Genomic DNA, 12852 nt, shown 5'->3' with positions numbered 1-12852 from the left:
TCTATGAGAGCCAAAAAATATAAATCATTTGGTCAAACGCAGAGACTCAAGATAAATTTTAAAACTTAAAACTCTAGGGCGCAAGGATTTTATCAAAGATAAAATTGATTGAAAACATTTTGTTACACTGAACTTTGCCGAAGTGTCTTGCGTCTTAAAAAATGTTATTAAAATTAAATAAAAACATTGGACCTTTACGTTTGACCAAAAAAACACCAAACCAAAATCATGAAACCCGAAATCCTTCAAAAAATCCTTGAGGACGACGTACTTTCTCAGGAATCAAAAGAGAAGCTTAGCGCTTTACACCAAAACATTTCCAGCAAAGAATTTTCTGACATTCTCGATGCTGAAGGCAATCAGTATATTGAGTTTGTGCAGGAAGGCGGTGGCGTTTGGGGAAGTGCATTGGTCGGTTATCTCTATGCATTGGAAATCTTCGGAATCCGTTTTCTGAAAGTGGCAGGAACGAGTGCCGGAGCCATCAACACGATGCTTATCGCAGCTTGTAAAACAAAAGAAGAAGCGAAGGGTGAAGTCATTAAAGACATTCTATTCAATTGGGATTTTTCTGATTTTATGGATGGGAAACCGTATGTGAGAACTACCATTCATGCCATGCTCAACAATAAAAATTTCCTTAAAATCAATTTGATTATCATTGCTGTAGTCATGTTGATTCTTGTTGCGCTGCCGTTTATTATTTCGTCTGAAACAATTCTTAATGCTAAACTTTTATTTTTAGTCCCATTGATTCCTATTATCATTGGGTTTTTCTGTTTTAAAAAGTTTTATAGTGATTTCAGGAAAAGCAACAGCGGACTGAATCCCGGAAATGTTTTCCTCAAACAAATGACCGATGTAATGAACGGATTCGGAATTAAAACCGTTGCCGAACTCAACCAAAAATTCATTCAGAAAGAAGCTCAAATGAATCTCAATTACCGCTACGGAAACGGAATGGAATTTTACACCAATGCGCTCAACGGAATTGAGGAAATCAAGATGAATAATCTCGAACACATCGACGAAACCCGTTACCGAATATTCTTCGAGAGTGCCGAGAACAATGATTATTACAAGAACAATCCGTTTTATCAGCTTCAGACCGAATATATCGTCATTACCACAGATATCAACGCAAAAATAAAAGTCGAATTACCTACAATGGCGAATCTTTATTGGTCTGAGGAAGAACTGAAACACATCAGTCCAGCTGAGTTTGTACGGGCTTCGATGTCTGTTCCTTTCTTTTTTGAGCCGATGCAAAAGCTCATCAACAAAGACGATGATTCTGTAAAATATGCCTGGAAATTCTGGATGAACACCGAAAAAGAAGATATTTATCCTGTCGGAATTTTTATCGATGGCGGTACACTTTCTAATTTCCCGATCGATCTTTTTCACATGAATGATATTTTTTATCCGAGACTTCCTCTGTTTGGTGTACAACTGACCAGCGATTCTGAAATTTTAGGCGAAAAAGGAAAAACAAGTGAACAAATCCTGAAAACTCCCCTTTCCTACGCCGGAAATATCATCGGAACTTTAAAAGGGTTCAATGACAAAACATTTCTGACCAAATACTCTTTTTACAATCTTTACAGCATCAAAACTGTCAACTGTGGAACGAGTAGCTGGCTCAATTTCTTTATGAAAAGAGAAGAAAAAGAACAACTCTTTAACGCTGGATTTTCTGCGGCATTAGATTTTCTCAATCAATTTGATTGGGCAAAATATAAGTGCGAAAGAATGATGGTTGCCATGAAAGAGAAAAAGATTTTGAAGGAAGAGGATACGAAGACGGTGGGGTGAGTTGGGTTGGTGTTTGAGTGTTTGAGTGTTTGCTAATAAAAGTAGATTTTTTGACCGTTCATTGTCAATTTTTACTATTTTTAATTTTTACTTATTTATATGAAATATATCTGCGAGTGCTGCAGCGAAGAAAAAGAAGAATGGCCAGCAATAGCTTACAAATCACCCTATCCCTATATAAACCTTTCTGATGAAGAATTGGAAAATTCTGAAATTACATCAGACATTTGTATTATCAGGTATTCGGACGAAACCTGCTATTTTATAAGAGTAGTTCTCGTACAAGAAGTGCATGAAAGTTGTCAGGATTTGGAATATGGAGTTTGGGTTTCTTTGAGTGAGAAAAGTTTTAATGAATATGTTGAAAATTACGATAATAAAGATTTTGAAGGAGGATGTTTTGGTTGGCTCGCAATATATCTGCCTGATTATGAATTTGATAATCCAATTCCAACTGATGTTTTTATCAATAATAAAATAGGCAGACCTTCTATTTATCCGCATGAAAGCCATGAGCATCCTTTTGTTCATGATTTTTATAAAGGAATTTCAAAGGAAGAGGCTGAAAGAAGAATTAATGTAGTTTTGAGGAAATAAAATAGCCGAGATTCTTCCTTCGTCAGAATGACAAACAATGATATATTTACTATCTACAACTAATCAACACAGAACATGACCACAAAAATAGACATCAGAGAATCTCTAAACCTACTCAACTCAGAAACAACCACTGAAACAGAAATATTTCAAAACCAAACCCTGCGTCCCATTTTAAAATTGCAGAATGATCTTTATCTGTCACTGTTTACAAACTACGCATTACGACAAAAAGCAGATTTCTCTACGTTATCGGCTTTTAAAAAGCAAATGTTTATCGAACAAAGCCTGCAAAAAGATGCTGTGCTGAAAAACACTTTTATTGGGATGACCATAGGGATGTTTACTATGGAGGAACTGGAGCTGTATCAATCTGACAGCAAAGTTTTCAATAAAAGAATCATAACGATGCTGATCGAGAGATTGAAAAGTCAGATGAAATAATTGCAAAAGTTTAACAAATTAGTTTTTAACGGTTTGTTTGTCATTCCGGAGGAATCTAAACTGCTTTATTTTCAGTGTGTTGAGATTCCTCCGGAATGACAAAATGACTATTCATTTCAGCGTTATGACTAAAAACGGACATTCATAAAAAATTGAAGTTGAAAATAAAATTTTAGAGATTCTTCCTTCGTCAGAATGACAAACAGTAACCTACCCTCTCCTCCACATCGGATTATGCCTCAGAATCTCCTCATTCACAGCACAATCTTCAGCATGAGCCCCTTTCAAAAAACCAATGCTCATCAGAAACTCATTCACAATTTCTCCGCCTGTGAATTTGAATGTTTTTTTGAATAATTTCATCCATTCTTGTAAATCTTTCGGATGATTATGTTCCAGCCATTTTTCAAAAGATCCGAATTCTTTTTGAAGTTCAATAATGGTTTTGGCATTTTCTATGGCAGCGTTGACTTTCAGTTTATTTCTGATAATTCCAGGATCGCTTAATAATCTTTTGCGGTCTTCTTCGGTGTAAGCGGCAATTTTTTCAATATTAAAATTGTCATATGCTTTTCTGAAACTTTCTTCCTTTTTCAAGATTGTTTCCCAGCTCAGACCTGCCTGATTGATTTCCATGACGAGTCTTCCGAACAATTCGTTGTCATCATGAATCGGGAAGCCATAATGGTTGTCGTGATATTTTTTGTGCAATTCTTTTCTGCTTTCTGGCTGCATTCTTTCGATTACTGAACAATAACTCATGAGAATAGGTTTTCTGTTTTTGTTAAAAATTTATCTAAAGCTTCTTTCATATCAATTCCGGTGCGATCTGCCAAAACAATGAGCCACCAGATATTTTCGCCTAATTTATGTTCCAATTCTTCAGCAGAATTCTTTTTTGACCACGTTTTTTCATGAGACATCACATTTCTGCCAACCAACCCTGCATCTGTAAGATATGCCAAAGCATCTTGCTCAAGTGTCCACTCAGTTCCGTTTTGCTGAATTTCTAACTTGTGGTATTTTTCTCTGATTGCTAGTGAGCGTTCAATAATTTTGTCTAAATTATTGTATTCCATCATTTATATTTTACAATTAACAAAGATAAGATGTACTATTGACAACTGTTAGTCAGTAGCAAAAAAAATTAAGTAAGAAATTAAATCTGAAAAAATCCAATACAAATAAAAACCGTAGTTTTGTGAAGATGTCAAATGTAAAACTCCATATAAAAATATACAAAGCGATTGTAGTGATGCTTGTTGTGGCGTTTTCATTATCTCCGTGCTCACTAAAGAGAGATGTGTTGGGGATTTTCAACATTCAGCATACAAGTTCTCTCAACAAAGTAAAAACAACCGCATTATCATTTTCAAGTTGTCAGAGTATCAGTTCTTCTGCAAAGGTTTCATTTTTAAAAGCTGATTTTAAATTTAAAAACCATCTATTTTCTGACATTTTACAATCAGTAAATGGCTATTCTGAAAATAAAACTGTCGTTCTCAAAAACTATTCTGGAAACACATCCGGAAACAGTCCACCAAAATATATTTTATTTAAACAGTTGAAGTTATATATGATTTAGATTTCGTTCAAAAATTCATTTTTAGTATCAATTTTTAAATAAATTTTAATGAAAAACAATACAACAAATCAGTCCTTTGATGTGGCTGGTTTATATGCTTTACCAATCCGTCTTGTCATTGGGTGGACCTACTTTTCAGCTTTTTGGCGCAGACTTATCCTCGAAAACAAACTGATACCTGATGAAGCGGGATATATCGGTGAAAAATTCAATCACTTTTTGCCCAATGCTTTGGGAATAAAACCCATTATCGAGTATTTGATAACTCATCCCGATGCGCTGCAAACCTCTATGATTAGTTTTACCATTATCGAAGGGATTGTAGGACTATTCATAATTCTTGGGTTATTCACAAGATTAATGGCTTTAGGAGTTTTCGGTTTAGCAATGGGCATATTATTGGGTTCAGGTTGGATCGGTACGACTTGCTTAGACGAATGGCAAATAGGGGTTTTGGGAATAGCGTGTGGATTTACTCTTTTTCTCACAGGAAGCGGATCTTATTCTTTAGACCAATATTTTAACAATAAACAATACGGTTTTACACAGAAAAAATGGTTTAAATGGTTAGGTTCCGGTCAATTTTCCATGTTAAATTATAAGTATTTTGTCTTATTGGGATCACTTGTTATTTTTGGACTTACCTTATTTACCAATCAATATTTTCATGGTGGTGTCTTTGGAACTTTGCACAATAAATCGGTAAAACCAAAGATTGAAATATCTAATATTAAGATGAATCATTCACAGATTAAATTTGAAATTTACAGAACGGAAGGTGCAGATGTCTATGGCTCTTTTCTTATAGGAATTGATTTTCTCAACGAAAAAGGGAAAGTTATCCAATCATTGAATGGAAAAGAACTTTCAAAATTCTCAAAAGAAAATATTCATAATCATTATGTGGCAAAAGTAAAACCCGGAAAGCACAGTTTGATTATTCCCTTAGGTGCAAAAGCAGATTTAAGTTTAGATATAAAAGAAGCTTTAATTCAAAATGAAAAGATTTCTATTATCAAATTAACTGATATCAGTGGCGCAGAGTGGATATCAAAAATCGAATAACATAAGTTTTACATTTCCTCATGCTCAAACTTTTTCTGAATATGAGGAAATTTAGCTTTATCAACTCTCATTATTTTGTAAATTTTATATCAATAAAAATCACCAAAATCATATCACGTGGAAAAACTCAATTCTTTTACTTTTAGTTTTAACATTCAACAGTTTCTGAACTTTCGCAAAGACTCAGGAAATTTCTGACGGTGAAACTGTAGATGTCAACGGTCTGAAGGTTAGTTTTCAACATTACCAACATTCTTCCTGTCATTGGAAGTTACTATTTTGATGCCGGCGACACGATTAATGACAATGCTATTTTCCTTGTGCCTGCCAGATAAGAAACCTTATGTAAGTGTGAGGAGTTTGAGATAAAATATATCTAATTTCAAAAAAACTGTATAATTTGATTTGAAAATGATTTTAAATATTGTTTTTAATGAATGTCAGTTTTTATTTGAATACATATTACACAAAGAAAAGCTACAGAAATTCTGTAGCTTTTTTCTTGATTGGTCGATAGAATTTTCGACTTCATCCAATATTTTATTTAAGACTAAACTTGAGTTTCTTTATCTTTTAACATCCAAGGCACGATAAAATAAAAACCAATGGCTATCATGGTCGCCAAGATTCCGGTGCCTATCCAGAGAATATTAAACCCGAATTTTTCGGCAATTAAAGTTCCTAAATAAGGCGTAACGATAAATGCAATCGAAAAGGAAATTCCATTCAATCCCATGTACGCGCCTTTATTATTTTTGCCTGAACGTAAAGCTGTAATGGTTGACATGAAAGGCAACGCCCAAATTTCACCCGCAGACAAGAGGCTCATTGAAATCACCAAAGTGATAATGCTATGATCGAAGCCAAGCATTGCGTACGAAAGTCCGCAAATAAATGTTCCTAAAAACATGGTACGAGCCAAAGTAAAATACTTTTCGGCAATCTGAACCAATCCCATTTCAAGTAAAACCACCAAAAATCCGCTGTATCCTAAAATATATCCAATACTTTGCTGACTTAAATGCGCAGTATCTTTGTAAAATATGGTCAATGTACTGAATAACTGAAAGAAACAGATTGAAAATAACATACAAAAGAAACAGTAAATCAAGAATTTACCGTCACTATATGGCGAGTTTTCTTTCTTAATTTCTATAACTTCTTGTACCTTTTTTGCTTTTATTTTTGCCAGTCTATTTCTTTTGTAGAAAAACCAAATATAGATTAAACCCGCCAATAAAGCTGCTAAAGCATTACTGTAAAACAAAAAATCATAAGAAATTGCTGACAAAATTCCACCTAAAGCAGGACCAATCGAAAATCCTAAATTGACCGCCATTCGGTTTAGCGAAAATGCTCTCGTAATATTTTCAGGCTTTGCATATTTTGTAATTGCTACAGAGTTCGCCGGGCGAAATGAATCACTTACAATACTTTGCAGTAAAATAATTAAAGCAACACCTGCCTCCGTTTTAAAAAGCGGAATTAAGCAAAACAAAGGTACACTCAATAATAAACTAAGATATTGAACTTTGTACTCTCCGATTCTATCGGTAATAAATCCGCCTAACCAAGAACCGATTACCGAACCGATTCCGAAAAAGCTTAAAACAATTCCGGTATTTTCTATACTGAATTTCAGATGCGCAGTCATGTATACTCCCAAAAACGGAAGTACCATAGAGCCGGAACGGTTGATCAGCATTACCAATGCCAGCATCCAGCTTTCTTTTGAAAGTCCTTTGTAAGAACTTGTATATATATGTAAAAGTTTCACAATTTCTGATTTATTGATTAATAACGTCACTTCGAGTAGATTTTTGAAGAAAATCGTATCGAGAAGTTCATTGATAGTTCTCGATACATTTTTCTTCATTTCATTTCGAAAAACACTCGAAATGACGAAAAAAAACAGGACTTAAAAAATTAAGCCCTGTTTTATTTATAGTGATATAAATAAATTTTTACTCCGGCTTATAGGAGTCTTTTAAAGTTACTGTTCTGTTGAATACAAAATTTGTATCCGTAGAATCCTGATCTTTCGTAAAATATCCAATTCTCTGGAACTGTAGCGGTTCGCCCACAGCAACATCTTTCAAACTTGGCTCAGCAAATCCCTGAATGGTAGAAACAGAATCCGGATTGATGAAATTTAAGAAATCTACATCTTTCTCAGCATCAGGCTGTTCTACAGTGAATAAGTTATCGTAAATTCTGACATCTACAGGAATAGCATGTGATGCAGAAACCCAATGAAGTGTTCCTTTTACTTTTCTTAAACTCTCTTCAGTTCCGCTTCCTGACTTCGATTTTTCGTCGTAAGTAGCGTAGATTGTTGTGATTTCTCCGTTTTCATCCTTATCCACTCTTTCAGCTTTGATGATATACGCCGATTTTAAACGGACTTCGCCACCCAATTTTAATCTGAAGAATTTTTTATTAGCTTCTTCCTGAAAATCTTCACGCTCAATATATAATTCTCTTGAGAATGGAACTTCTCTTGTTCCTGCATTTTCCTGCTCAGGATTGTTCTCAGTCTCTAACCATTCTTCTTGTCCTTCAGGATAATTCTCAATGACCAATTTTACCGGATCAACGACTGCCATGACACGTTTTGCAACTTTATTCAGGTCTTCACGCACGCAGAAATCCAATAATTGAATGGAAATTAAATTTTCTCTCTTGGCAACACCTACCTTCTCAATAAAGTTCCTGATAGAAGTTGGTGTATACCCTTTTCTTCTCATTCCGGAAATCGTAGGCATTCTAGGATCATCCCAACCATTCACTACATTTTCAGCGACTAGCCTTTGTAGTTTTCGTTTGGAAGTAATCATATAAGAAACATTCATCCTCGCAAATTCTCTTTGCTTATTTTTAACCTTACCTTCTTCGTACACCTGGTCTAAATACCAGTTGTAAAGCGGTCTGTGGTTTTCAAACTCTAAAGAGCACAATGAATGCGAAACTTGTTCGATATAATCAGATTCACCATGAGCCCAGTCATACATCGGATAAATTTTCCAATCTGTACCGGTTCTATGGTGTGGCTTGTTTAAAATCCTATACATAACAGGGTCACGCATATTCATATTTGGCGAAACCATATCGATTTTTGCACGCAGTGACATTGAACCACTTTCAAATTCACCGTTTTTCATCTTTTCGAATAACTCTAAAGATTCTTCCACAGGACGATTTCTGAAAGGTGATTCTACACCTGGTTCTGCAGGATTTTTTCTCTGCTCGGTAATCGTTTGCGATGGTTGCTCGTCTACATAAGCTTTACCTTCTTTAATCAATTGAACTGCCCAATCGTAAAGCTGCTGGAAGTAATCTGATGCATACAACACTTTATCCCATTTGAAACCTAACCATTCAACATCTTTCATGATAGAATCTACAAATTCCTGCTCTTCTTTTTCAGGGTTTGTATCGTCGAAACGAAGGTTTACAGGAGCATTATATTTTTCGCCCAAACCAAAGTTGATGCAGATCGCTTTTGTGTGACCTACATGCAGATAACCATTGGGTTCCGGCGGAAAACGGAAACGGATCTGATCATTTCTCATACCGTTTGCCAAATCATCTTCTATAATTTGCTCAATAAAATTGAGTGATTTTTTTTCTTCTTCCATTAGAGTAAACTTACGTTGCTGCATAACTTACACAGCAATTTGCAAATTTAAGAAAATTTAAGGGTTAAAAAAAACGATATTTTTAACAATGAATTCACACACAATTGAAAATTTATTCCGAACTTTATTCAACCAAAATTACACTTCCAAAACTATTAATAATGGCTGTCTATATTCTCAGCAACCGCAAAATTGTTCGGCACAAACGCGAAAAGACTGATTCTTTCTCCAACGACGAATATTCAATCCCAAATTTCAGGATTGCGAGATGTAATTTTGAAAATTTCACAGAGCCAACTTCTCAGACAAAAAAGAAAAAAGATTATTCCAATAGAAAAATTTTAGACTATCAATTGTTTTCCGAACCTGAAAAACAAGGATATGAAGAAGTTTTGGAGGTTTTATTAAACGAAAAAGGTTTAAAAAACTCAAAATTAACGGCAAATAATCTCGGCGGAACTCAGAGAATGTTTTATGAATTATACAAAAACATGTCTTCCACAAAGGTGAGGAGCGATGTTTTGATATTTATTCATGGGTACGCATATACATTTGATGATGAACTGAAAGCCATAATTGATCTCAAAAAACTCTTTATCGATAATCACGAATCTCCGATTGAACATATTTTGTTTGTGAGTTGGCCGGCTTCAAGCAGTTTGGTTCCAATGACCTACTTTGATGACAAAGCTGCAAGCATCAATTCCGGAACCTCATTGGTGAGAATGTTTTATTTCTACACTCAATTTTTAAAAGATATTTTCTCCAATAAGGATCTGAAACCATGCAATCAACACATTCACCTGATGACGCATTCTATGGGGAACAGAGTGCTTCAAAGTATGTTGTACAGTTTAAAAAAAGAAAATGTGCTAAGAGTGATTGACCAAGTTTTATTGTTAAATGCTGATGTTTCTTATAAAGTATTTGATGATGAGGAAAATTCTTTTAACAAGCTTCCCTTATTGGCAAACCGGGTTTCTATTTACTTAAACAGAAAAGATGCCATTCTGGGAATTTCTCAGTTTACAAAAAACATTCTTACCCCAAGATTAGGAAAAAACGGACCTTCAAATATTGAACATTTTAAAGATATTGTATCGATTGTCGACTGTACTTTTATTGAAAACGATTTGAAAAACTCTTTCAAATTTGAGTTTGGAAACCATTGGGGATACCTTTCAAGTTCACAAGCTCAGGATGATATTTTTCAAACATTGAATGGAGTTGACAGAAATTTAATTACTAACAGAATAAAAAATAATGAATATACTTTTACCCTTATTTCAGAATAAAATTACAATGCATTGAATAGTAATTTTATTCACAATCATTAAAAATGGTACGACCTTTGTCCTACCCAAGTTCCTTCAGATAAACCAAAACTATATATACTATTATGAAAAGAGTCAAAAAAAAGTTTTCTTATATTTTAGACTATATAAAGAAAGCAATGTTCATTAGAAAAGACGTGATTTAATCACACAGAATTAATTTTAAACGGAAATTATTGATTTAAAAAACTACTTTACTTAAAAAAAATAATCGATCTCCTTTTAATTCCAAATGACTTTCAAAATTGTTTGTGAAAAGACCTCCTGTTCCTAAACCTTGAGGCATAGGATTGTTTTTTGTAAATGTATATTGTGCAATTGCATTTAGACCTAAATTACTTTCCAGCGCAGAAGTAATCCACCAGCCAATATTATTTTGTTCGGCTAAAGATATCCATTCGTCAGAACCAGAAATTCCGCCAACCAAAGATGGTTTCAAGATAATATATTGAGGTTGTATAGCTTCTAAAAGTTTTCTCTTTTCAGTAAAATTAATCACTCCTATCAACTCTTCGTCTAAAGCAATTGGTGTTGGAGTTTGCGCGCACAATTCTGCCATGTCATTCCAATTTCCTGCTCTTATAGGCTGCTCTATTGAATGAATATACAAATCTGCCAATTGTTGCAATACGATTTTAGCTTCATCTTTAGAAAATCCGCCGTTGGCATCAACACGCAGTTCCAATTTTTCTTTTGAGAATTTTTGTCTTAATTTTTGAAGAATTTCATGTTCAGATTTCCAGTCGACTCCGATTTTTAATTTAATACAATCAAAACTCTGTGCTAATTTTTCCTGAATCTGCTCTTCCATGTAACCAAAATCGCCCATCCAGATCAACCCGTTGATCATCATTGAGCTTTTACCTTCTGTAAATTCACTTGGAAAATAGAGTTTTCCGCCATGTTTTAAATTCAACAAAGCTTGTTCGTACCCAAACCAAATGGAAGGAAATTCTTTTAATTCTTCTTTTAAAAATTCAAAGTCCTGATCAATATTTTCACACAACCATTTTAATTTTTCTTCATAATCCGGTCGGTCATCAAAACTCAGTCCTCTGAAAATAGCACACTCTCCTACTCCTTTTTTTCCGTCATCAGAAATTTCAAGAATAAAAGTTTCCTTTTCATACAAAACGCCGCGAGATGTTCCACTCGGGCGTTTGAATTTTAATAAATATCTAAAATATTCTGCTTTCATTTATTTTACGCTGTCGATTCGCATAAACTCTTCGGCTTTCTCTACCATATCGATACTACCCGCAAAGAATGGTATTCTCTGGTGAAGTTCGGTAGGTTCAACCTCCATAATTCTTCTGAAACCGTCTGTTGCCTTTCCACCAGCTTGTTCAGCCAAGAATGCCATCGGATTACACTCATATAACAATCTCAGCTTTCCGTTAGGCGACTGACCGTAAGATGGGTAAATGTAAATTCCACCTTTCAGCATATTTCTATGAAAATCTGCTACCAACGAACCGATATATCTTGAAGTGTAAGGACGGTCACCTTCTTCCATCTGACAATATTTCAGGTAATTTTTAACTCCCTGGGGGAATTTAATATAATTTCCTTCATTGATGGAGTAAATTTTACCAGTTCTTGGGAAAGTCATATTAGGATGAGAAAGATAATATGTTCCCAAAGAAGGATCTAATGTAAATCCGTTCACGCCGTTTCCTGTTGTGTAAACAATCATCGTAGACGAACCGTAAATTACATATCCTGCAGCAATCTGATTAATCCCTTTTTGTAAGAAATCTTCCAACTGCACAGGTGTACCAGGCTCGGTAACTCTTCTGTAAATTGAAAAAATAGTTCCTACAGAAACATTAACGTCTATATTTGAAGAACCATCCAAAGGATCGATCAATACTACATATTTACTTAAATGACCATTTTCTCCACATTTGATGTCGATAAAATCGTCATTCTCTTCAGAAGCAATTCCGCAGACAACTTCTCTTTGAGAAAGTGCCGTGATAAAGATATCATTTGCAATCACATCAAGCTTTTGCTGCTCTTCACCCTGAATATTCTGATTTCCTGCAGCGCCTGTAATATCTACAATCCCTGCCTTATTAACTTCTCTGTTTACGACCTTGGATGCCAGCCTTATAGCACTTAGAAGACGTGAAAATTCACCAGTGGAATACTGAAAATCTTCCTGTTTATCAATTAAAAATTCTCCTAAAGTCTGTAACGGTTGATCTGACATTTTTATGTTTTTTACTTTACCGTCAAATTTCGTAAAATTTATCACACTAAAAAACATTTTCTCATAAAAGACTTTAAACACTATTAATCAACATCTTAAACCTAAATTTCACTTAAATAATTAGGAAACAGACTGTCAGCGTTACTCCCAAAATACACA

The 12852-nt window shown here is 34.5% G+C and carries 12 protein-coding genes; 6 read left to right on the top strand and 6 right to left on the bottom strand.

Annotation, left to right across the window (positions count from 1 at the left end):
- The first annotated feature begins 228 nt into the window (after window positions 1–228).
- The 3 genes from LNP04_RS17430 (at window position 229) to LNP04_RS17420 (ending at window position 2856) form a co-directional block, all read left to right on the top strand.
- Complete coding sequence (locus LNP04_RS17430) at window positions 229–1815, top strand: patatin-like phospholipase family protein (protein WP_229984152.1); 1587 nt, start codon at window positions 229–231, stop codon at window positions 1813–1815.
- Between the two features lie 99 nt (window positions 1816–1914).
- Entirely contained in the window at window positions 1915–2412 is a 498-nt protein-coding gene (locus LNP04_RS17425; RefSeq protein ID WP_229984151.1) for a DUF2199 domain-containing protein, read from the top strand.
- 75 nt (window positions 2413–2487) lie between these two features.
- The gene (locus LNP04_RS17420) at window positions 2488–2856 is read left to right on the top strand and encodes a glyoxalase (RefSeq protein ID WP_229984150.1); all 369 of its coding nucleotides are present in this window, start codon (window positions 2488–2490) and stop codon (window positions 2854–2856) included.
- A 210-nt stretch (window positions 2857–3066) separates the two neighbouring features.
- Here LNP04_RS17420 and LNP04_RS17415 read toward each other — a convergent pair whose 3' ends face one another.
- A complete protein-coding gene (locus LNP04_RS17415) occupies window positions 3067–3618 on the bottom strand; it encodes a DNA-3-methyladenine glycosylase I (protein WP_229984149.1) in 552 nt (183 codons plus the stop codon).
- Window positions 3615–3935 carry a MazG-like protein gene (locus LNP04_RS17410; RefSeq protein WP_229984148.1) on the bottom strand — a complete coding sequence of 107 codons (321 nt, stop codon included), beginning with the start codon at window positions 3933–3935 and terminating at the stop codon, window positions 3615–3617. Before LNP04_RS17410 ends, LNP04_RS17415 begins: the two co-directional genes overlap by 4 nt.
- 122 nt (window positions 3936–4057) lie before the next feature.
- Between LNP04_RS17410 and LNP04_RS17405 the strand changes: the two genes are divergently transcribed.
- Complete coding sequence (locus LNP04_RS17405) at window positions 4058–4441, top strand: hypothetical protein (RefSeq protein ID WP_229984147.1); 384 nt, start codon at window positions 4058–4060, stop codon at window positions 4439–4441.
- Between the two features lie 48 nt (window positions 4442–4489).
- A complete protein-coding gene (locus LNP04_RS17400) occupies window positions 4490–5506 on the top strand; it encodes a TQO small subunit DoxD (RefSeq protein WP_229984146.1) in 1017 nt (338 codons plus the stop codon).
- Window positions 5507–6056: 550 nt separating this feature from the next.
- On the opposite strand, the gene LNP04_RS17395 is transcribed toward LNP04_RS17400, so the two are convergent.
- Window positions 6057–7226 (bottom strand): MFS transporter, encoded by a 1170-nt coding sequence (locus tag LNP04_RS17395; RefSeq protein ID WP_229986319.1) that lies wholly within the window; start codon window positions 7224–7226, stop codon window positions 6057–6059.
- Between the two features lie 244 nt (window positions 7227–7470).
- On the bottom strand, window positions 7471–9144 hold the full coding sequence (locus LNP04_RS17390) for a glutamine--tRNA ligase/YqeY domain fusion protein (RefSeq protein ID WP_229984145.1): 1674 nt from the start codon (window positions 9142–9144) through the stop codon (window positions 7471–7473).
- Window positions 9145–9305: 161 nt separating this feature from the next.
- Here LNP04_RS17390 and LNP04_RS17385 point away from each other — a divergent pair, with 161 nt between their 5' ends.
- Window positions 9306–10439 (top strand): alpha/beta hydrolase, encoded by a 1134-nt coding sequence (locus tag LNP04_RS17385; protein WP_229984144.1) that lies wholly within the window; start codon window positions 9306–9308, stop codon window positions 10437–10439.
- Window positions 10440–10659: 220 nt separating this feature from the next.
- Here the strand turns inward: LNP04_RS17385 and LNP04_RS17380 are convergent, their stop codons facing one another.
- Window positions 10660–11676 (bottom strand): o-succinylbenzoate synthase, encoded by a 1017-nt coding sequence (locus LNP04_RS17380; protein WP_229984143.1) that lies wholly within the window; start codon window positions 11674–11676, stop codon window positions 10660–10662.
- The gene (gene fbp / locus LNP04_RS17375; protein ID WP_047442521.1) at window positions 11677–12693 is read right to left on the bottom strand and encodes a class 1 fructose-bisphosphatase; all 1017 of its coding nucleotides are present in this window, start codon (window positions 12691–12693) and stop codon (window positions 11677–11679) included.
- Window positions 12694–12852: the final 159 nt, after the last annotated feature.

The organism is Chryseobacterium sp. C-71 (assembly GCF_020911865.1).
Taxonomy (GTDB): domain Bacteria; phylum Bacteroidota; class Bacteroidia; order Flavobacteriales; family Weeksellaceae; genus Chryseobacterium.
This window is presented reverse-complemented; position numbering and strand designations above follow the sequence as displayed.

Coding starts and splice junctions, on each gene's coding strand:
- LNP04_RS17395 (WP_229986319.1), bottom strand. CDS start 7,226: ATGCTGGCATTGGTAATGCTGATCAACCGTTCCGGCTCTATGGTACTT.
- LNP04_RS17400 (WP_229984146.1), top strand. CDS start 4,490: ATGAAAAACAATACAACAAATCAGTCCTTTGATGTGGCTGGTTTATAT.
- LNP04_RS17420 (WP_229984150.1), top strand. CDS start 2,488: ATGACCACAAAAATAGACATCAGAGAATCTCTAAACCTACTCAACTCA.
- fbp (WP_047442521.1), bottom strand. CDS start 12,693: ATGTCAGATCAACCGTTACAGACTTTAGGAGAATTTTTAATTGATAAA.
- LNP04_RS17430 (WP_229984152.1), top strand. CDS start 229: ATGAAACCCGAAATCCTTCAAAAAATCCTTGAGGACGACGTACTTTCT.
- LNP04_RS17415 (WP_229984149.1), bottom strand. CDS start 3,618: ATGAGTTATTGTTCAGTAATCGAAAGAATGCAGCCAGAAAGCAGAAAA.
- LNP04_RS17385 (WP_229984144.1), top strand. CDS start 9,306: ATGGCTGTCTATATTCTCAGCAACCGCAAAATTGTTCGGCACAAACGC.
- LNP04_RS17410 (WP_229984148.1), bottom strand. CDS start 3,935: ATGGAATACAATAATTTAGACAAAATTATTGAACGCTCACTAGCAATC.
- LNP04_RS17425 (WP_229984151.1), top strand. CDS start 1,915: ATGAAATATATCTGCGAGTGCTGCAGCGAAGAAAAAGAAGAATGGCCA.
- LNP04_RS17380 (WP_229984143.1), bottom strand. CDS start 11,676: ATGAAAGCAGAATATTTTAGATATTTATTAAAATTCAAACGCCCGAGT.
- LNP04_RS17390 (WP_229984145.1), bottom strand. CDS start 9,144: ATGGAAGAAGAAAAAAAATCACTCAATTTTATTGAGCAAATTATAGAA.